General features: G+C 48.7%; 16 protein-coding genes and 1 pseudogene. 9 read left to right on the top strand and 8 right to left on the bottom strand.

Translation table 11 applies throughout. The annotated features are described in order from the left end of the window. Window positions 1-19 precede the first annotated feature (19 nt). The 5 genes from B5M13_RS33970 to B5M13_RS04460 form a co-directional block, all read right to left on the bottom strand. A complete protein-coding gene (locus B5M13_RS33970) occupies window positions 20-799 on the bottom strand; it encodes an FHA domain-containing protein (RefSeq protein ID WP_245859769.1) in 780 nt (259 codons plus the stop codon). Between the two features lie 50 nt (window positions 800-849). Then, on the bottom strand, window positions 850-2,238 hold the full coding sequence (locus B5M13_RS04475; RefSeq protein WP_080054491.1) for a hypothetical protein: 1,389 nt from the start codon (window positions 2,236-2,238) through the stop codon (window positions 850-852). Between the two features lie 108 nt (window positions 2,239-2,346). Then, complete coding sequence (locus B5M13_RS04470; RefSeq protein ID WP_080054490.1) at window positions 2,347-3,027, bottom strand: FHA domain-containing protein; 681 nt, start codon at window positions 3,025-3,027, stop codon at window positions 2,347-2,349. Window positions 3,028-3,108: 81 nt separating this feature from the next. Next, window positions 3,109-4,410: a protein kinase domain-containing protein gene (locus B5M13_RS04465; protein ID WP_080054489.1), complete on the bottom strand. Its 1,302-nt coding sequence runs from the start codon at window positions 4,408-4,410 to the stop codon at window positions 3,109-3,111. A 51-nt stretch (window positions 4,411-4,461) separates the two neighbouring features. Further along, window positions 4,462-6,276 carry a serine/threonine-protein kinase gene (locus B5M13_RS04460; protein WP_080054488.1) on the bottom strand — a complete coding sequence of 605 codons (1,815 nt, stop codon included), beginning with the start codon at window positions 6,274-6,276 and terminating at the stop codon, window positions 4,462-4,464. A 755-nt stretch (window positions 6,277-7,031) separates the two neighbouring features. Here B5M13_RS04460 and B5M13_RS04455 point away from each other — a divergent pair. Then, window positions 7,032-7,706: a response regulator transcription factor gene (locus B5M13_RS04455; RefSeq protein ID WP_080054487.1), complete on the top strand. Its 675-nt coding sequence runs from the start codon at window positions 7,032-7,034 to the stop codon at window positions 7,704-7,706. 2 nt (window positions 7,707-7,708) lie between these two features. After that, window positions 7,709-9,094, top strand: a complete 1,386-nt coding sequence (locus tag B5M13_RS04450; RefSeq protein WP_080054486.1) for a sensor histidine kinase — start codon at window positions 7,709-7,711, stop codon at window positions 9,092-9,094. Between the two features lie 115 nt (window positions 9,095-9,209). On the opposite strand, the gene B5M13_RS33965 is transcribed toward B5M13_RS04450, so the two are convergent. From B5M13_RS33965 to B5M13_RS04440, 3 genes and pseudogenes are all read right to left on the bottom strand, one after another. Then, window positions 9,210-9,674 (bottom strand): sigma-54-dependent Fis family transcriptional regulator, encoded by a 465-nt coding sequence (locus B5M13_RS33965; RefSeq protein ID WP_245860042.1) that lies wholly within the window; start codon window positions 9,672-9,674, stop codon window positions 9,210-9,212. A 42-nt stretch (window positions 9,675-9,716) separates the two neighbouring features. Then, window positions 9,717-11,104 (bottom strand): annotated as a pseudogene (locus tag B5M13_RS04445) (sigma 54-interacting transcriptional regulator); the annotation flags it as partial. Window positions 11,105-11,160: 56 nt separating this feature from the next. Beyond that, window positions 11,161-13,470: a tetratricopeptide repeat-containing sensor histidine kinase gene (locus tag B5M13_RS04440; RefSeq protein ID WP_080054485.1), complete on the bottom strand. Its 2,310-nt coding sequence runs from the start codon at window positions 13,468-13,470 to the stop codon at window positions 11,161-11,163. 319 nt (window positions 13,471-13,789) lie between these two features. Here B5M13_RS04440 and B5M13_RS04435 point away from each other — a divergent pair, with 319 nt between their 5' ends. The 7 genes from B5M13_RS04435 to B5M13_RS04410 all read left to right on the top strand — a co-directional run bounded on the left by B5M13_RS04435 (window position 13,790) and on the right by B5M13_RS04410 (window position 20,291). Beyond that, the gene (locus B5M13_RS04435; protein WP_080054484.1) at window positions 13,790-14,617 is read left to right on the top strand and encodes an alpha/beta hydrolase; all 828 of its coding nucleotides are present in this window, start codon (window positions 13,790-13,792) and stop codon (window positions 14,615-14,617) included. A 43-nt stretch (window positions 14,618-14,660) separates the two neighbouring features. Beyond that, window positions 14,661-15,485 (top strand): alpha/beta fold hydrolase, encoded by an 825-nt coding sequence (locus tag B5M13_RS04430; protein ID WP_080054483.1) that lies wholly within the window; start codon window positions 14,661-14,663, stop codon window positions 15,483-15,485. Window positions 15,486-15,550: 65 nt separating this feature from the next. After that, window positions 15,551-17,053: an aldehyde dehydrogenase family protein gene (locus B5M13_RS04425; protein ID WP_080054482.1), complete on the top strand. Its 1,503-nt coding sequence runs from the start codon at window positions 15,551-15,553 to the stop codon at window positions 17,051-17,053. A gap of 52 nt (window positions 17,054-17,105) precedes the next feature. After that, complete coding sequence (locus B5M13_RS04420; protein WP_080054481.1) at window positions 17,106-17,861, top strand: SDR family oxidoreductase; 756 nt, start codon at window positions 17,106-17,108, stop codon at window positions 17,859-17,861. A 39-nt stretch (window positions 17,862-17,900) separates the two neighbouring features. Beyond that, window positions 17,901-18,536: an alpha/beta fold hydrolase gene (locus tag B5M13_RS04415; RefSeq protein ID WP_317046983.1), complete on the top strand. Its 636-nt coding sequence runs from the start codon at window positions 17,901-17,903 to the stop codon at window positions 18,534-18,536. After that, window positions 18,533-18,682 carry a hypothetical protein gene (locus B5M13_RS34510; protein WP_317046982.1) on the top strand — a complete coding sequence of 50 codons (150 nt, stop codon included), beginning with the start codon at window positions 18,533-18,535 and terminating at the stop codon, window positions 18,680-18,682. Before B5M13_RS04415 ends, B5M13_RS34510 begins: the two co-directional genes overlap by 4 nt. A 169-nt stretch (window positions 18,683-18,851) precedes the next feature. Next, the gene (locus B5M13_RS04410; RefSeq protein WP_080054480.1) at window positions 18,852-20,291 is read left to right on the top strand and encodes a TolC family protein; all 1,440 of its coding nucleotides are present in this window, start codon (window positions 18,852-18,854) and stop codon (window positions 20,289-20,291) included. The last annotated feature ends 2 nt before the right edge of the window (window positions 20,292-20,293 follow it).

The following is a 20,293-nucleotide window of genomic DNA, read 5'->3' as shown; positions in this document are numbered from 1 at the left end:
TCTAAGAATAGCCGACGACTCAGGTAAAGGATAGAATAGTTCGGGTGTAATCGGTCCCTTCAACCTGCCGATAGGCCTTTTGCAGCGACTCAGACATCTGGAAAGTTTTAAGGACAACCTTGGTTTCGCCGAGCTGGATGGTATCACCGTCTTTCAGATAAATGCGTTCCGAAGGATGCAAAGCGGGCTCCTGCCCATTCAGGAAGGTACCATTCCGGCTGTTTTTCCAGGAACCGTTTGGCTGAACGGCCCCATCCTGAAGCACATATTCTACCATCCCCATTTTACTGATTTTCACTTCAATCGTACAGTGTGGTCGGCTCATGTATCGATCATCTGTTTCAATCATCAGATCAGAAGGAGATTGCTGCGATAAACGCCCTACCGAGTTGAATCCTTTTTTAAGATTAAAATTCTGCGTTTTTGTTTTCTCGTCATGCACAATCAGCCAGCCTAATATCTCTGGCAATGGGGGTTTCGGCCCATTCGCATCACGAAGGAGGGTTTCATCATCCTGCTGATGCTTTAGCAAGGTACTTTCATCGGCAGGTTGCCCCGGATTTGCCTGATAGCCACCCTCGAAAACACCATCAGGTCTCTTTCGAACATACGATGGGTTGGGGGGTGGAATGGGACTACCAGGTATGGGAGGGGGCGTGGCAAATGTAGGCAATGGATTTACCTGACCACAATTTGGGCATTTTACGGTTGTGGCTTTCGTCGGCAGTTTTACGCGAACAGTGAGCCGACGTCGACAATTGGTATTTATACAGACAATGGTCAGTTCTTGAACATTCATGAGCGAGCAAGGTGAAATAAGGGTTGGACCGTCAAAGGGTTACGCTGTATTTAAGCGGCCCATTCACTCATGTCGGAGTTATTGTCGTAATCCTGTGTATCCGCCATGTTGTTGTCTGTATGATCCAAGTGGGGAACGTCAACAGCATGATCCAGGTAGCCTACCTGCTCTACATTTCCCGTATTTGGATCATATAGAACGCCCACGTCGAACTGGTGGTCTCCATCTGTATCGACAAACATGACGCCATTGTCGGCAAGCATAACATCGACATACCCATCCTGATCAACATCGCTTAACAACACTTCGTGCTCATCAACAGTAGCCAGCACTACTTCTGGCTCATCGCTAGCGTCGGCATTATTTGTTTGATGAGTCTGATCATTATCCGTCGATGTAGGACCGTCCAGCGCATTCATTGAAGGAGCTGCGAAAGGCGATGATAATGGACTACTGGACTCTACCTGATGGGTTTCGGCATTCAGCTCCACCCGTGTATCCATTATCCCATCATTGTCGGTATCTACAGCGCCCACTGTGCCATTGTCGATGATAATAATTTCGGCATCTCCGTCGTGGTCAGTATCTCCCAGGCCGATCGTATGGCCTTCATATTGGCCTACCTTGATATCAGGTTTGTCGTTTGTTTCGTTACTTGATGTAGTAGGTTCATGCGTGGTCGAATCGTTGTGGGCATTGTAATCCCGGCTGGTACTCTGTTCGTCGTCACCGTATATTTTGTCAATATAAGCCTGACGTTCCTCGGGCGACATGCGATCCCATTCTTCTTTGTAGAACGTATTGTATAATTCGCCATGCCATTCAAAAAAGCCGCCAGCCCCAACTTCTTCCCGAGCCGCCTTAAAGGCATCTTCCTGGGTCATGCTATCGTCAACATGTGTAGCCAGGGTTGGTTCATGGATCGTTGTATCCACCACCTCCTTCGCTTCTGTTGAGGTATGTGAATCAGGGTGACTATTGGTTGGGTTCTCTTCGGTTGTCGTGTGCGACTCAGGGTGAGTGGTAGCAGGAACTCCCTCGGTTTTGGTCAGTGACTCAGGATGCGTATTGGTAGGTTTTTCCCCAACTGGTTTATCCTGATGCGTCTTTTCGTTAGCCGGAACAGTTGTTGCTACGGGATGTTCTTCTGGGGCTGGTTTGTGATCAGGTTTTTCGGGCTTGGTTTCTTCACCTACCGGATTGGTTTTGGATTCAGCGGGAGTAGTTGATGAATCGGAATCTGGTGCAGATTCAGGATGTTTATCATTCACAGAACCATCCTGGCTCATTCCCCAGGCCAGAGCCGTGCCAATGGTGCCGAGTGTAGCAGCACCGCCCAGACCAGCAAAAATGCTGGCTTTTTGTCTTGGTGTTAATTTTTTGCCGACGGGTTTACCTCCCTGGGTAGGCTGATCGAAAGATTCTGAGTGAGATTGCATGGTCAAAGAAAGTTTTGGCTGTTTATGTGTTTTGACTACGTTTAGCGAGTGGTCTGCTTATATATCCGGCATGAAACCGGAATGTCAGTGCCCGTTGCAAAAAAAATTTCAATTATCTACCCAGTTGCATTTGCAGAAACGGCACTGCTTCTGAAAAAGCAAGTCTTTATAAGGAGTATACCCCAAAAAATGCTGACAGTCGGGATTCGGGCAAACGTAGTCGCGCTTAAAGGCTTCGTCGAGTATATGCAGTTTCTCCGTCGGATTAAACATATACGCATCGGCCAGAGCCGCTAGCTGCATTCCATAAAGAGGAACAAACATGAGTGCAACACGCGCCCACGTTTTTGTCTTATCAACCTGAATGTCTTTTTTCGCCTTCAGATAATTGTCGTAGTGAAACTCAATCCGTTTAAATGGCTCAGCATATGACACCCCTTTGGCCGCTCCCCCCTGATTGTAAAATTGCTGTGGTATGGGTGGTGGAGTCGAACCCGGTTTAGGTTTTGGCTTTACATCGTCGAACAATGATTTTATATCCAGTGGAGTAATTGGCCCCAGCATTACTTTACTGGTGGGCGTAACCAGCTTTAGAACAATCCGATGGCTATCGACCTGAGTCCCGTACGTTGAGTCAAGGTCTTCAATTAACCCCAGGAAATCGGTATACAGTGAAAGTCTGGCATGATAACGGCTAACTCCTGGTTTTTCGAGCACCAAATCATTATCTGGGTTTTTGCCAATACGGATTACACGTAATGCGGACTGTTTGAGTGGATCGGAAGTCATTGGTTAAGAAAGGTCGAAATAAAAGAGTTACCAAAGGCAGTTTGTGTCTCAGAGGGTATAGGTCAATTGCAGCCCAACAGGTCAAATTAAATCGTATAGCAGTCTGGATACCAGGCCAACATCATAAAACCAGCTAATCGGTGCCAGAAATAGCCCAATCCAAAAGCAGTTTTTAGCCCTGGATGAACTAGCCAGTGCACTCGCTACATCACCCCGATCAAAAGCAGGATTGACACGGATTCCATAAATGAGGGAAGCAATACCAAAAGGCCAGAAACAAAACAGGATAACAAAAATGGCTCCGCCTATCCAGTTGCTGGGCCGTTGAGCAGCAGGCTCCTGCCCTGTAGTGATCGGATTTGAATAAGTATTGCTCGACTGCCCACCCGAAGGCATAATAATAGGGTGAACCTGCGAATGGGTTGAGAAGGTTGTGGATCCGTAAACGGGAATTGGCGGTAGCTGACCATACACCGGTGGCGGAACAACTGCGGGATTGGGGCCAGCAGTTCCCATTGATCCGAACGAACGGTTTTCCGACGAATGCCACTCGGCTGGCGCTCTATACACCTGAGTTGGTGCCTCGGGCATTGTCAGCATGTTTTTGAATTCCAGACAAGTCTGAAAGCGGTCGGCTGGCGCTTTCTGGGTTGCCTTTTGAATCACATTATTCACCTTGTCCGAAACCCCTCTAAGCCGAGGCAATGCCGTCTGAATGATTTCTCTATGGATCGTAAATACCGAACCCGCCGAATCATCATACGGCTTATGCCCTGATAGTAAAGCATATAACGTTACGCCCAGCGAATAAATGTCGGTTCGGTAATCAACTTGCTTGGGCGTCATAATCTGTTCAGGGCTCATATACTGTGGAGAGCCTATAGCAGTGGATGTTACCGTCAGGTTCAGGTCAGAGTCTACCAGTTTGGCGATACCAAAATCCATAACTTTCACCTGCCCATCGTCGGATAAGAAAAGGTTAGAGGGCTTAATATCACGGTGAAAATAATTCTTTTGATGCACGTAGCCTACAGCGTCCAGAATTGATTCGAACCACGTTACAACCTGGCTTTCCGGAACAGACTGATGTATTGCTCCGTACTCAAATAAATCGTTGCCCTGAAGGTATTCCATGATGATCGCCATCGTCGCTTCGTCCTCATAATAATCATACACCTGACGAATATTCGGATGACGCAGGCTCACCATAATTTTAGCTTCGTTCCGAAATCGCTCGGCTGCCTGCGGATACTGCATCAGCTCCGGTTTAAGAATCTTGATCGCAAATTCTTTCCCCAGCGCATTTTCGGCATACCAAACCGTAGCCATGCCCCCAGAGCCAAGTTGATGCTTGAGTTGATAAAGGCCTATCTGTGTAACCATTGATATAAAATTGAAAACGATAGAAACGGGTATTCGTCAGCCATGTACGCATTACCGCCAGCTATATCCATAACCAGTCAGTACTTTCTGGGCATTTTCATTACCTAACTGGGCCGATTTTTTGTAATAGGACAGTGCTGTGGACCAGTCTTTACTTTTGCCGTAACCATATTCATAATATTGCCCCAAATAATAGAGCGCCCTGGATTCGTTTTGATCGGCAGCTTTTTCAAACCAGGTTATGGCAGTATCATAATCATTCTGTCCCGTAGCGTAGCCAGCTCCATACATATAACCTAGTCCATATTGCCCCTCAGCATATCCCTGCTCGGCTGATTTTTGAAACCATGAAACTGCCTGCGAGTTACTTGTACTGACCCCCTTACCCAATGCATACATCAGACCAAGCCTGTACTGAGAGGCTGCGTGCCCCTCTTTGGCAGCCTTTGAATAATAATTAAATGCCCTATACAGGTTAACATCTACACCTAAACCATTCTCATAGAGATCGCCCAGGTTGTAATTAGCCAGATGTACCCCCTCAGCGGCTGCTCGTTCAAAATACGATCTGGCCCGACTGTAATCTTTATCCACCCCCGACCCATATCGATACATAACGCCCAGATTATTCATACTCATGGCGATTCCTTTATCTGACGCTTTTTCATACCATTCCCGTGCTTCTGTATAATCCTGTTGTGTGCCGCTTCCAGTGTCATACATATAGCCCAAATCGTGCATGGCCTGCGGAGTCAAAAAACTCGACCCCCGGTTTTTGTAAAGCAGGTTAAACGCTTCCGTATAATTCTTTTCTTCATACAGGTTAACCCCTTTATTTATTTCGCTTTTCTCTATCTGAAGGCCGAACAAAACCAACCCGCCAAACACAGCGATGACAATGACGACGGCTATGATAATGTTTCGCCCTACGTTGGATTTGGGCTTTTCGGGATAATGCCTTATAGGCGGATTATCGTAGAGAGGTTGAACCGGAGGCCGATGGTTGTATGAAGGTGGAATAACTGGAGGTCGATCATCTATTTCTACCTCAACCTGATCAGAATCCAGGCTATCAGGCTCATTCAGAGCGGCTTTAAACTCCTCGCAGCTTTGGAATCGGTAGTCCGAATTCTTACTGGTGGCTTTTTGAATTGCTGCGTTGATCGCAGATGATACCCCCGGAATATAAGGTAGCGGATTTTTGGTAATCTCTGTTTGAATAGTATATGATGAACTATAGGAATCGTTGTAAGGCTTTTTACCAGTTAATAAAGCATATAACGTGACACCCAGCGAATAGATGTCGGTACGGAGGTCGATGGATTTTGGCGTAAGCACCTGCTCCGGGCTCATGTATTGCGGAGAGCCAATCGAAATCTGAGTTAGTTCCTGAGTAGAATCAACGATCTTGGCAATGCCAAAATCCATGATCTCTATTTGTCCTCCGCTTGTCAGAAACAAATTTGAGGGTTTAATGTCACGGTGAATGTACCCTTTGCGGTGAACGTAGGTCATTGCGTCCAGGATATCATTAAACCAGCGAACGGCCATACCTTCGGGTATTGCTCCATAGGTTGTCAGGTACTTGCCTAAGTCCTGCCCTTCGAGGTATTCCATAATGATGGCCATTGTGTTCTCATCTTCGTAGTAGCTTATGACCTGCCGGATATTAGGGTGATTCAGGCCGACCATCAACTTAGCTTCATTCCGAAACCGTTCTACAATTTTTTCTTTGCCCACCATATCCTGGTTGAGAAGTTTTATGGCGAATGGTTTTCCAAGCGCATTCTCGGCATACCACACAACCGCCATTCCCCCCTCTCCTAATTTTTTAAAGTTTTTGTAATCAGGTATTTTAGGAATCATAATGGTAAGTATTAGTTTTTTTGATCATACTAAGAGTATATCCAGCTTATGAACTAAATGTCAATGGAGAATTGTGAGATTTAATTAAAATCTGTCCCATTAAGCAATGGGGAACCGTAACCTATATCGTCAACTACAAATCAGCTCTGGTTTGTAGTCCTTCAGATCATAGTATCAAAACGTATAATACCAGCTGCAACAGATTGGGCTAAACCCACTATGGATAATTAATCAGGACTAAAGAAATCTACGACAACGATATCAGGCCCGCTCATAGATTTAAGAAAATTCGCCAGCAACAGTATTTTTTCAAGAAAGGGCAATCATTAAACTCATACAGATCAAAAGCGAACTTTACTCTTCCGATCATGTAGTATATACTTTATACTTTTCTATTTAGGCCCCAAAAGCACAAATGATCATATCTCATAGATAGCTTTACTTGTAAAGCTGCTTGAAATTAGATTGAGAAAATTACATACACAAATCAATTGGTTGACTTAGCAAGATTACCAGTTTTTTTATAGACTTACGCACTTGCACATATAAAACTGTGGATGCCTTTTTGTTGCCTATTCATGAAATTCTTCACTTTGTTTTTGCTGTCCCGACTACGTTTTATCGATCGGGTAAATTTAGAGAAACCCTGGACGGATTCGACGCGTTATTGCTTTTTAACCATTGCTGATCCCGTTTTTTACGTCTACCCTTGTTATAATCACGTATTAACAAAGTGAGTCCAGTACTCTTAATCCATGAAGATACTACTTGTTGAAGATGAAGTGAGTCTGGCCTCCTTCATTCGTAAAGGCATTGAGAGCGAGGGTTACGAAATCGACCTGGCGTATGACGGCCTGATGGGTCAGCGTATGGCGAATAACAATAGCTATGATGTTATTGTACTGGATGTTAATCTGCCGTATATCAACGGATTTGAATTATGCCGACAGATTAAGCAGGAGTCACCTAAGCAATCAATACTTTTGTTGACCGCATTGGATAGTCTGCCCGATAAAGAAAGTGGTTTCGGAGCGGGTGCCGACGACTATCTGGTGAAGCCGTTTGAGTTTCGTGAGCTCCTACTACGGATCAAAGCTCTAGCCCGCCGAAATAGCGATTACAGCGGTTTTAAAACGGTGTTACGCGTGGTTGATCTGGAGCTGGATACCGAAGCCCATTCCGTTACCCGAGCGGGCCAACGGATTGATTTGACCGCCCGAGAATATGCGCTACTAGAGTACCTTATGATAAACAAGGGTAAAATTGTCAGCAGAATCGATATAGCCGAGAAAGTCTGGGATCTTCATTTCGACACCAATACTAACGTTATTGAAGTGTATATCAACTACTTGCGCAAGAAGATCGATAAGGATTTCAGCCCAAAGCTAGTACACACCATTGTGGGCATGGGTTATGTCTTACGGGGCTAATTATGCAGATCAAGCACAAACTCATCCTCTGGTTTTCGGCACTGGTGGCCAGCATATTGCTCATTTTCTCGGTCTATGTATACAGTACCTACGCCAGCTTTCGGCAACGGTCCATCGAAGATCGGCTGGAACGAAAAGCCAGGGTTACTGAGCAATTGCTGACCCTGAAAGGAGTGGCAGGCAGTGTGATTACCTCCATGCCTGAGCAGGTTGAGTTTGTCTACTCGCCAGCCGATAGCTTGATCTATAAAAGTCAGGATACCAACGACTTTATGTCTGGGCCATCATTCCGCAACCGGGTTCGGCGAGAGCGGCTAGTGCGTTTCCAGTATACGAGTTCGGGGCACACTTACCCAAAAGATGGAGTCGCCCTGACCTATGCAGGCCTATCGCCCTCGCCCGATGGCCATGAGTATGTAGCTATCGTGACCGCTTACGATCAGGACGGCTATCAACGGCAACGGGAACTACGAGACCTGTTTATCGTTGGTAACGTAATGGCCATCGGCCTGGTGATTTTCTTAGGCTATTTTTTTTCCCGACAGGCCCTCAAACCGCTTACCAGGCTAATCGATCAGATTAACACACCCACGGCCAGCAAACTACCTTTCCGGTTACAAACCGAAAACCCTAACGACGAAGTAGGTGTATTAGCCCAGGCCTTCAATGAGTTACTGACACGACAGGAACGGCTCGTCGAGAACCAGCGCTCCTTTATTGCTCAGGCTTCTCACGAACTACGCACGCCATTAACGACCATCAAAGGCTGGCTGGAAACATCTCTCATCTACGACGCAGACCCCGATGCGCTCAAGCGAGGTATAAGCCAGGCCGTTACCGAACTGGATAAACTTACGGCGCTGGCGAACGGGTTATTGCAACTGGCTCGTATCGATGGGCTGGATGCACATCTTGATCGAAAAGCCCTCGAACTGGTAGAGGTCGTACTCGATGCAGCCGATACCCTCGGCCAGCAACGCCCCGGGCAAGCATTATCCGTACAGGTCAGCGACGGAATCATTGAACAAGCCACACCCGTTACGGTTCTGGGCAATGCCTACCTGCTCAAAACCTCCTTGCTGAATCTACTGGACAATGCAGCCAAGTATTCCAGCGGACAGCCTGTTACGTTATGCCTGGAAATGGACACCGACGAGCGGGCACGTATTCGTATTGAAGATCAGGGGATTGGCCTAACACCAGGCGAAGAAGAACGGGTCTTACAACCGTTGGTTCGAGGATCTAATGTAGAGCCAATCGCGGGATTCGGCATCGGATTAACCTTAGCGCATCGAATCATCACGCTCCATCAGGGGCGGCTTCACTTACTTCCACGGCCGGGTGGCGGCACCATCACCGAAGTCATTTTACCCTTGCACGCTGTTTGATTAGGTTATTGTTTCTCCAGTTAATTGTCTTGCTGCATGGGTACATTTTTTAGACGGGCAGCAGTGTATTGCAGGTATGTCAGGAAAAGTCTCATGTCGTAACCCACATCCTATACTACTTATGATCCAGGTACTCTTTACGAATCCCCAGTTTTTTCATTTTAGAATTTAGCGTTGTTGGCGGAACATTCAGCACTTCGGCGGCCCCACCCGCTCCCCAGATTCGGCCGTTGCATTTCTTGAGGACAGCAATGATATGATCCCGCTCATTTTCATCGATAGTCTTAATCCGGTGCTCTTCAGACACCGTTGGTAAGGGCGGTTGGCCTATATTGAGTAAACCCACTTCTTCGATTAGTGAGCCTTTCGTCAGCAACACACTTCGTTCAATCAGGTGCTCCAATTCCCTAATATTACCAGGCCATTGATAGTCTAGTAAGGTATTTAATGCCGGAGTCGATATCCCTGCGACTCTCTTACCCGTTTTCTGATTATACTTTTCGATAAAATGCTCGACAAGGGCGGGTATATCTTCCTTACGATCTCGCAACGGGGGAAGGGATATAGGAAATACGTTCAATCGGTAGTACAGATCGAGCCGAAAACGACCTTCGGCTACTTCCTTTTCCAGATTACGGTTGGTGGCAGCAATAATGCGTACATTGATTTTAATGGACGACTGCCCCCGATGCGTTCAATCTCTTTCTCCTGCAATACCCGCAGCAACTTTACCTGCAATTCAACCGGCATCTCCCCGATTTCGTCCAGAAAAAGGGTGCCTCCGTCGGCCTGCTCAAACCGGCCGATTCGCTTATCGGTGGCTCCCGTGAATGAACCTTTTTCATGACCGAATAGCTCGGACTCAATCAGGTTGGCGGGTAAGGTGGCACAGTTGACCCGGATAAAAGGCTTTCGTTTTCGGGGAGATAACTGATGAATCGTGGCTGCAATGCGCTCTTTGCCGGTTCCGCTCTCACCCAGAATCAACACCGACGTATCGGTAGGAGCCACCAGCGACAGATGATCGAATACCGTCAACAGCAAGTGACTACTACCTACAATTCCCTCAAATGTGGTTTGGCTGGAATAACTAGCTACCGGCGGAGGAGCTATTGGCTCTGGAGACGGAACCCCTGTTGAGTGAAGGGGGCTCGTCGTTAGTTTCTCGGCAACAGCATTCGTCAATACGGTCGTTAACTGGCTAAGCAGAGCAAGGTGTTCCTCCTCGTAGGCATCTGGACGACGACTATAAAAGTAGAATGTAAAGAATTCGCCCGTTGGCACGGCCAGCGGCAACACCAGTTGAGAGCGCATCAGAAACGTATTGGCAATTAATTTTCGGATGGAAGGCAGTTGGCACACACGCTTAAAGGCAGTCTCATCATACCAGGTGGCTTCTGTTTCCAGAGGGGTTTTCGCTTGTAAAGCAGCCAGTTCATGCTGTTTCAAATTGGCCATAATCATCAGCTCGCTCGGGCCTACAAGCTGATATTCGTCGAAACCGATGCGTAAAAAGCCTAGATCTGTGTACACCGTTTTCGAGGCTGCTGATGGGCCTGCCGCCACAAAGTCAAACGGAACGAAGGGCTGAATCGCTTTCCCAACATTCAGCAACTTCTGCTCCCAATCGATTGGCTCCGCAAGGAGTTTGGTGAGTTGTTTGAGAAGCTGAGCGCCCCGACGGAAGCTAGCTTCGAGGCTATGTTCATACCGATACCGGGCCACTTCGAGCGTAACCAGTACATCTTTTTCCCGAAACGGCTTCACTAAAAAACCATCGGGCTGGGTCGCTTTGGCGGCCGTCAGGACATCCTGCGTCGAGTTGGCCGAGAGATAGATAAACGGAATCGAATCTTCTTTTAATTGTTTAGCCAGATCAATGCCGGTAAGTGGTCCTTTCAGGAAAATATCCAGCAGGACCACATCCGGTTTTTCCTGACCGATAAGTTCCAGCGCATTGGGAACCGAACGGGCAATCCCCGTAACCCGGTATCCGGCTTTTTGCAGCATTAATCGCAAGTCATTGGCTTCAATAAACTGATCCTCTACAATCAGGACTGTCTGGCTCATAACGTGGTCGTTTCAAAAGGTAGATGGGGAGCTAATCCGACTGATTGCGGCCCATCAGTCGGTTCGTATACAAAGTGGATAGTAATAAGAGTCCCGTTGTTGTTGGTGATGGAAAACTGACCATCGATATCGTCGCTCAGCCCCCGCATCAGGCTCAAACCCAGCGAATCGTGTTGCTGACTATCTATGGTGGCGGGCAATCCAATTCCATTGTCGGTAATGGTGATGACATAATTTGTACCGCCCATATGTTGGAATGAAATCGTAATCTGACCTACCATATTGCCGGGAAATGCATACTTGATGCTATTGGTAATGGCTTCGTTGAGAATCAGGCCAATAGGCACGGCATACGATACGCCCAGTTTGACCGGATCAAGATGCGTTTCGAATCGGATACGCTGCCCTGCGCCAAAGAAATCCCGTAGATATTCGACGAGTTCGCGGATATACACCGACATATCGATGGCCGATAAATTTTCAGATTGATACAGCTTTTGGTGGATCAGTGAGATGGCCTGAACCCGATGCTGACTATCCCGAATGGCCAGCATGGCTGCTTCATCGGTCAGGTAAGCCGATTGCGTATTCAACAGGCTCATCACGATTTGTAAATTGTTCTTGACCCGGTGGTGAATTTCTTTGAGCAGCCATTCTTTTTCAGTCAGCAACCGCTGAAGAGAGGCATTTTTATCATTAATTTCGATCTGTTGAGCCTCCAGAATGGCATTACTTTTCTGTTTGAGCCGATACCGATTGTATACTAAGCTCAGAATGATGGCAAGCAGCACAACGACGATGAACGTAACATTCCGTAAGAGCCTGGTTTGGTTTAGATCGTTTAGTTGCAGTTCGCCCTGTTTTTTGAGTAGCTCAATGTGCTGCCCTTTTAGCTTTATATCCTGATCTTTCTTTTTGGTATCGAACTGGGTTTGGAGTAAGGCTATCTGTTTACTTTTTGACTCGGTAAACAAGGAGTCATTCAACCGTTTATGGCGCTGGTAATGCATAATGGCGGCTCGATAATTACCTTGCGCTGAATCCACTTTAAATGTCCATAAATGATTGGTAGACAGACTCCGTAGAGACCCCATTTTCTCAGACACTTCCCGATGAATCAGCAGGTATTTATCAGCTTCCTGATACTGGCGGGTGTCTAAGAAAAAACGAATCAGCATACCATAGGCATAGAGCTGTGTTTCGTTATCAATTTGTTCCCTGTTTTCGGATAATCTGACCAAACGATCACTGTAGGGTTGAGCCAACGTGTACTGCTTACCGGGCAGATAGGCATTGATAAATTGTCCTGTAATATAGATTTGGCTGGCCAGGCCAGGAAGGGTGTATCTTTTGACAATTGTCCGCAAAAAATCGAGAGCAGCCACTGGCTGATGAAGCAGTATGTAAGTATCGCTGAGATTCGTCGCTAGTATACAGATCGCTGCAACGTCGTGATAGGACTCTGCAATGGCAATCGACTTTCTAAAGTACAGATTGGCCAGTTTAAGATCATGCAGGTTCTGATAGGTAATTCCCAGCCGGTTATAGATAGTCGCCAGCAACATGGTCGAATCGCCGGATTGTTCGGCCGTTTGCACCGCCAAAAGTCCATAACGAATCGCTTCTTTATAATCGCCCAGTTCACCGCAAACCTGGCCCAGCAAGTCATATACCCCTTGCAGGCGGCCTCGACCTACGACTTTGTATAAACTCAACGCCTGCTGAAGGAAAGTCAATGCCTTACTATTATTCCCTTCGACTTGGTACAAATCGCCGAGTTCCTTGTTACAATTGGCCTGCTTGAGTTTATTGCCTGACTGTTGAAACGTCAACAACGCCAATTCTGCCATCCGTATTCGTTCTGCCAGCCCCGGCCCAATCAATGGCGAGTAGCTACCGAATTCAAAGTAGGCTTCGCCCAATTCATCCAGATAATGAAAGGCTGAAAAAATGGCAATGGCTTTTCGCACCTGCGCTTTTGCTTTTTCCTTTTTCCCATCGTGGTTGTATACGCGGGCATACAAAATAAAACTGGTTGCCTGCCCTTTCGGGTCGTGTAGCCGCACACTCAACTGTTCGGCCTGCCGGGCCACGGCCATTGCACTATCCATATCAGCAGCCTGAGCGTTCGGTTTGAACATATAATAGGTTGCCAAATCCTGCAACAGGTGGACCCGATGAGTGTCGGGCTTGCTTTGCTGCAAAAGCGTCAGTAATTCACGCGACGACTTATTGGTTGGAGGTTGGGCGGAAGCCGTCAGCCATGCACATCCTGCTACGCAGCTAATTAATAACAGTCTCCTCATTAAGTTTTCGTTTCGGCTGGTCGTTCATAAATCAGGCCATCGCCATTGGCAGGCTGGCTAAAGAAAGCGGCAAGTATATTAACGTACTGTTTATCAGCACATAGCCAATAAATATCGTACTTTTTCGAGTGATTTAGCCATGCGCTGTTTTGTGTGGCTCAAGCTATAGCCAACGATATATCGTTGTGCCGTTCGTTGTTCAACGATATGCAGTAGCCAAATTCCTGGCACAAAAACATAACAGCTTGATTTTCAGAAGACATACAATAACGGCATTTCGTTTGGTTTAGATGGCTCAACCAAATAAACTGAAACGATCATGAAAACCGCCCGTCCCAAAACCATCGTCTTTATCACTGGCGCCTTTGTTAGCAATGATTGCTGGAATGAATGGCAAACGTATTTTCAGCAGAGAGGTTACACGACTATCGCACCGCCCTGGCCCCATAAAGATGCTCCGGCTGAAGTATTGCGAAACCGCCATCCAGATGCCAGCATTGCCTCCAACCGTCTGGCCGATCTGACCGATTATTACGCCCGGATTGTTGAGCAACTTCCCGAAAAACCCATCCTGATCGGTCACTCCATTGGAGGGCTAATGGTGCAGCTTTTGTTACAACGCGGATTAGGGGCAGCCGGTATTGCGATTCATTCGGTGCCTCCACAGGGTATCTTCACCTTCAAGCTGTCGTTTCTGAAAGCAGGCTGGGGACCGCTGGGCTTTTTTACCTCCACGAAGGAGACTTATCTGATGTCGTTTGAAGACTGGCAATATGCCTTTACCAATGGCATGCCACTCGACCAGCAGAAAGCCGCTTATTACCAGTTTGCCATACCCGAATCCAAACTCATCGTTCGCGATACGATTACGGCAGCGGCTCATGTCGATTTCAGCAAACCCCACGCCCCATTGCTGCTTACCTCGGGTAGCACGGATCACACGATTCCGGCTCCGCTCAATTACGACAACTACCGCAAATACCGGCATTCAGACTCTATCACGGATTACAAGGAACTTAAAGGGCGTAACCATTTTGTGCTGGGTCAACCTACCTGGAAAGAAGACGCCGACTACATCCTGAACTGGATAAACAATACACTGCCCCAGCCCGAAACCACCGATAAGTCAATGACGATCAATAACTAACCAACGTTTCTCCTTCCTCTAACTTTATAACCAATCAATTCCCATGAAAACGCTCTTTTTCTCATCAATTCTGTTCGTAATTACAATTTTTGCGTTGCTGTCATGCACAAAAAATGACACGGTTGCACCTGCTCCAAAAACGTTTGTACTGGTACACGGAGCCTGGCAGGCACCTTATGCCTGGCAATCGGTGAAAGATCAACTGGTTCAGCAAGGCCAGAACGTAGTAGTGGTCGAACTACCCGGTCACGGCAGTGATAATACCGCGCCTGCTACCCTGTCGATGGATGTATACCGGGATAAAGTCGTATCTACGATAAATGCTCTGTCGGGAAATGTGATTCTGGTGGGCCATAGCATGGGTGGGATGGTCGTATCGGCCGTGGCCGAAAAAATCCCCAGTCGCATCGACAAACTGGTGTATGTTGGGGCTTTCTTACCCGCCAATGGCCAATCCCTGCTGGCCCTTGCCTCTACCGATAGCACCTCCCAGCTGGGGCCCGCTTTGATTCCCTCGGCCGACCAACTTACCCTGGGCATCAAGACTGAGAATTTAGCCTCCATCTTCATTCAGGATGGATCGGAGGCCGTCAAAAAACAGGTGATCGATAATTACCGGGCCGAACCGGCTATTCCCTTCACCAATCCAGTTACGCTGACGGCCACCAACTTTGGTAAGGTAACCAAGTACTACGTGTACACAATGCAGGACCATGCCGTGGGGCTGAATCTGCAAAAACGTATGGTAGCCGCAGCAGGCATCAAAAGTACCTATTCGCTCAACAGCAGCCATTGCCCCTTCCTGTCGATGCCAATGGAGGTAAGTACGCTACTTCAGACCATCGCCAGCGCAACGCCCGCCCCATAAAACCCGCCCTTCTCCCATTCGAAGCGTCGGTCCTTCCCTCTCCTACATTTTAAACCCTTACTAATATGCTAACCTTAGAAGCAACGCTTGGCCTTGACGACCAACACACACAGACGGCCTACACGGAGTTGAACAGGCAATTTATAAATGGGCACTGGGTCGATGGTCGGGAAACTGCGACCATTGATAACCTGAATCCATTTACCGAAGCCGTCATTCATACACTTCGTTCGGCCGGAACCGCCGATGTCGATGCCGCCTTTGACGCTGCCAAAAAGACCTCATCTGTCTGGGCAAACACCAATCCACTCGTTCGCCGGGACATACTCCTGAACGCAGCTACGATTCTACAGGAACGTCAGGAAGAGTTTATTCACTGGCTGACCCAGGAAACGGGCAGTACCTATTTGAAAGGCTTACTTGAGGTACAGCAATCGCGCGATATTCTGCTCGAAGCGTCCTCTTTTCCAACTCGTATGCATGGCCGCACTACCGCGTCGACGATTGATGGGAAAGAAACCTACGTATACCGCAAACCGTTGGGCGTTGTTAGCCTCATCAGTCCCTGGAATTTCCCTTTGTATCTTTCTATGCGAACCATCGCTCCGGCTCTGGCCGTTGGCAATTCAATGGTCGTCAAACCGGCCTCGCAGTCGCTGGTTACGGGCGGAACCATCATTGCCAAGCTACTGGAAGAAGCAGGTGTTCCTGCTGGTGTATTCAACGTTGTGGTTGGCCGGTCAGAAATCATGGGCGATTACTTCACGGCTCACCCCTATTCGCGGATGGTTTCCTTCACGGGTTCGACGCCAGTAGGAAAAGGCATCGGACGAATTGCGGGGGAAGGGCTCAAAAAGTCGGCCCTGGAGTTAGGTGGTAATAATGTATTTATAGTCCTGGATGACGCTGATGTGGATAAAGCTGTGGATGGGGCCGTGTTCGGGCGATTCCTGCATCAGGGTCAGGTATGCATGGCTACCAACCGCATTCTCATCCACGAAAGCCGCTACGACGAGTTCAGAACCAAGTTTGTAGCTCGGGTAAAACAACTCCCCTACGGTGATCCGGCAGATAAAAACACGGTGGTAGGCCCCTTGATCGACCAAAAAGCCGTGCAGCGTATCCTGGGTATTCTGCAAAGCGCCGTAGCCGACGGTGCCGTCGTCGAAACAGGAAACGTAGCCAACGGGAACGTTCTCCAGCCGACCGTTCTATCGGGTGTAACCAAGGCTATGCGGGTATTTAGGGAGGAGATTTTTGGCCCAGCCGTCGGCCTTGTCTCGTTTGCCACGGATGCGGAGGCTATTGGACTGGCCAATGCGACCGATTTTGGGCTAAGCGGAGCGTTATACACCCAAGATATTTACCGGGGTATGCAACTGGCCCGGCAGGTAGAAACGGGTATGATGCACATTAACGACCAGTCGGCCAATGATGAAATACATACGCCATTCGGTGGCGAAAAATCGTCGGGAACTGGTCGTTTTGGGGGTGATTTTATTCTGGACGAACTCACGACGGTTCAATGGGTGAGTGTTCAGAAAGTAGCCAGAGAGTACCCATTTTAACCTAGTGAGGCCTGATGAACAGGCCTCAACTCGACCTCAACACAATACCATCATGAATCGTCTTCAAAACAAAGTAGCCATCATTACGGGCGGGAGCAGCGGTATTGGTCTGGCAACGGCCAAAGAATTTATCGCTCAGGGAGCCACTGTACTGATTACTGGACGCAACCAGGAGTCGTTGGACAAAATTACCGCTGAACTGGGTGAAAGAGCGCATGGGATCGTATGGGATGCCAGTACGCCGGGCAATGTAAACCACTTGTCGGAGTTTGTGCAAGCCAATTTCACCCGTATCGACATTCTGTTTGTCAATGCCGGTGTGGCCAAATTTGCCCCGTTCGAGAGCATGACCGAAGCGGTCTTTGATGAAAGTATGAACACCAATGTCAAAGGAGCGTATTTTACCATTCAGACGCTGGTGCCTTTTTTCAAAAATGGGGGTTCCATCATCTTAAACACCTCCATCAACGCGCACGTTGGCGCACCCGGTGCGAGCGTATATGCCGCTACGAAAGGGGCCTTACTGACAATGGCCAAGAATCTATCGACCGAGTTAATCCATCGTCAGATACGGGTCAATGCCATTAGTCCGGGGCCGGTCGATACCGTTCTGCATAGTGCTGCTAAACTCGGCATTTCAGAGCAGCAATTAACCCAGATGAATCAGGGGATTATCGAGGCCATTCCGCTGGGCCGATTCGGTCGACCGGAAGAAATTGCCAAGGTCGCCTTATTCTTTGCCTCCGATGATTCCTCGTTTGTAGTCGGTGCCGAGCTGATCGTCGATGGCGGCATGTCGATGGGTTAACGAACTTAATCTCAACCTCACTTTTAACCAAACACAATCATGTACACAGTCAACCGCGCTCTTAGCGCACTAACCGCCATCAGTATGAGCCTTTTAACCCTCTCAGGAGCAGACGCTCAATTGACCAAAACGGGCGTAACCCATGTGGTGCTCGTTCATGGTGCCTTTGCCGATGGATCAAGCTGGTCCAAAGTAATTCCGCTGCTGGAAGCCAAAGGACATACCGTTATTGCCGTGCAAAATCCCCTAACCTCGCTGACCGACGACGTAGCAGCCGCCAAACGGGCCATTGCCTTACAAAATGCCCCCGTACTTTTGGTTGGCCATTCGTGGGGTGGCGCCGTAATCACCGAAGCAGGTAACGATCCCAAAGTGGCAGGCTTGGTTTACGTGGCGGCTGGCGCGCCTGATGAAGGACAGTCTTTTGGCGAGATGGGTCAGGCAGCCCCTCCAGCACCGGGCACTGCGGAAATCAGGCCCGATGCGGCTGGCTTTCTTTCTCTGACGGCCAAAGGAATCAAAGACGATTTTGCTCAGGATCTGTCAGAAGCGGAAACCCGCCTGCTATTCGCTACACAAGGCCCGTGGTCGGTCAACGCATTGGGGGATAAAATTTCTAAAGCGGCCTGGAAACCAAGCCCTCCTGGTACATTGCGGCCAGTGAAGACCGCATGATCAATCCCGATCTGCAACAGACATTAGCGAAGAAGATCAACGCAACAACCCTTACCCTCAAAACCAGTCACGTACCTATGGTATCTCAGCCTGAGAAAGTAGCGGCTTTCATTATTGAAGCGGCCTCCCAGGTACCCGTACAATAAAGCGGATATGCCCAACAGATCAAGTCCTGCCCCTATTCAGGGCAGGACTTGATCTGTTGGGCCAGGCGTAAAAACTAGCAGAAAATCGGCTCTAATACTAACTAATCTGGCTCTAATCTGGCTCTAATATTGGCTTCCTAGCTTTGGCCTTATTCATCGAAATAGGCTCATGCTCAGCGGAGATAAACGACACTATTGGTTCATAGCGGTTCTAACCAGTTGCTGGATAAGTCAAAGTTTGGCTCAATCAGGTAGCCCGTCTTCGCCCCTATCCAATCAACTTACCTTGTCCAAAGCGCTGGACTTAGCCCGGACAAATTACCCTACCTTACGGGGAAAATTAGCCAACATCCGGGCTACGGAAGCTGATGCTCAGGCGTTGGCTATGGCTTTGCTGCCTCAGGCGGGTGTTCAGGCACAGACGCTGAATGCCACCTCCAATCAGGTCCGAGGGGCCTACGTCTCCAATGGAGGTCTTTTATTGCCCATATCTGGAGTACGCACAGACGGATTTAATAGCCAGGCCGCCTGGACCAGTGGTGCTTCGCTGGTTGTAGACTGGGAGGCCATTACATTCGGTCGTCGGGAGGCACGGCGCAGTCAGGCACGGTTAGCCGTCGAACAGGCACAGGCCGATTACGAGGGTGAACTGTTCACCCATCAGGTGCGCGTTTGCGATGCGTATCTCCTGGCCCTCAATGCTCAGAAATCAGTCGCCTTGCAGCGGGCCAACCTTCAGCGGGCGCAGGAACTTCAACGCATAATTCGGGCCAGCACCGAAGGAGGTCTGCGCCCAGGTATCGACAGTTCGGTAGCCAATACTGAAGTGGCCCGCGCCCGTTTGCAGGTATTGGAAAGCCAGCAAATGGCTCAACAGCAGGTGCTTCGGCTCACCGAACTAATTGGGCTGCCCAATCCAACTATTCAACTGGATTCGCTGGTGTTTTACAACCAACTTCCGCAGATGCCCGCTATGCCTGGCAGCAACCCGGCGCTGCATCCTCAGCTACGGGTCTACCAGAAGAACATCGACCTGGGACGAGCCAGCGAAACCTTACTGAAGGCCAGTGCTCTGCCATCGATCTCGGTACTTGGTTCTCTTCAGGGGCGCGGTTCCGGTATCAGCGAACAGGCGCAGTCAGACGGTACGTTTCGGATCGACCCTTCGCTGGGTGCTGGTTTGCCCTTGCGCTCCTACAATTACATTTTGGGGCTAACGGCCATCTGGCGCCCAACTGATTTATGGCGTACTAAATATGCCGTGTCGGCCCAGCGGGAACGGATCAATGCCAGTCAGCAGCTATACGACCAGCAGGCGCTAGGCATACAGGCTGCGAGCCAGAATGCTGTTTTGCAACTCGAACTGGCTCAGGCTCGTGCGCAGCAGGCTCCTCTACAACTGGATGCTGCCAAACAGGCGTATATCCAGGCCCAGGCGCGGTACGAATCGGGGTTGGACAATATTCAGGCGCTGACTCAAACCAGTACGCTATTGAACCGGGCCGAAGTCGATCAGGCGCTGGTTACCAGCAGTGTATGGCGAGCCTTATTGCTACGGGCCGCTACGGCTGGTGATCTGGACTCTTTCCTGCAACAACTTCCCCACTAACT

This window comes from Spirosoma aerolatum (assembly GCF_002056795.1).
In the GTDB taxonomy this organism is placed as follows: Bacteria; Bacteroidota; Bacteroidia; order Cytophagales; family Spirosomataceae; genus Spirosoma; species Spirosoma aerolatum.
The sequence above is the reverse complement of the archived record's forward strand: the minus strand, read 5'-3'. Positions and strand labels throughout refer to the sequence as shown.

Coding starts and splice junctions, on each gene's coding strand:
- B5M13_RS04420 (WP_080054481.1), top strand. CDS start 17,106: ATGAATCGTCTTCAAAACAAAGTAGCCATCATTACGGGCGGGAGCAGC.
- B5M13_RS04470 (WP_080054490.1), bottom strand. CDS start 3,027: ATGACTTCCGATCCACTCAAACAGTCCGCATTACGTGTAATCCGTATT.
- B5M13_RS04430 (WP_080054483.1), top strand. CDS start 14,661: ATGAAAACGCTCTTTTTCTCATCAATTCTGTTCGTAATTACAATTTTT.
- B5M13_RS04450 (WP_080054486.1), top strand. CDS start 7,709: ATGCAGATCAAGCACAAACTCATCCTCTGGTTTTCGGCACTGGTGGCC.
- B5M13_RS04440 (WP_080054485.1), bottom strand. CDS start 13,470: ATGAGGAGACTGTTATTAATTAGCTGCGTAGCAGGATGTGCATGGCTG.
- B5M13_RS04460 (WP_080054488.1), bottom strand. CDS start 6,276: ATGATTCCTAAAATACCTGATTACAAAAACTTTAAAAAATTAGGAGAG.
- B5M13_RS33970 (WP_245859769.1), bottom strand. CDS start 799: ATGAATGTTCAAGAACTGACCATTGTCTGTATAAATACCAATTGTCGA.
- B5M13_RS04410 (WP_080054480.1), top strand. CDS start 18,852: ATGCTCAGCGGAGATAAACGACACTATTGGTTCATAGCGGTTCTAACC.
- B5M13_RS34510 (WP_317046982.1), top strand. CDS start 18,533: ATGATCAATCCCGATCTGCAACAGACATTAGCGAAGAAGATCAACGCA.
- B5M13_RS04475 (WP_080054491.1), bottom strand. CDS start 2,238: ATGCAATCTCACTCAGAATCTTTCGATCAGCCTACCCAGGGAGGTAAA.
- B5M13_RS04465 (WP_080054489.1), bottom strand. CDS start 4,410: ATGGTTACACAGATAGGCCTTTATCAACTCAAGCATCAACTTGGCTCT.
- B5M13_RS04425 (WP_080054482.1), top strand. CDS start 15,551: ATGCTAACCTTAGAAGCAACGCTTGGCCTTGACGACCAACACACACAG.
- B5M13_RS04435 (WP_080054484.1), top strand. CDS start 13,790: ATGAAAACCGCCCGTCCCAAAACCATCGTCTTTATCACTGGCGCCTTT.
- B5M13_RS04455 (WP_080054487.1), top strand. CDS start 7,032: ATGAAGATACTACTTGTTGAAGATGAAGTGAGTCTGGCCTCCTTCATT.
- B5M13_RS04415 (WP_317046983.1), top strand. CDS start 17,901: ATGTACACAGTCAACCGCGCTCTTAGCGCACTAACCGCCATCAGTATG.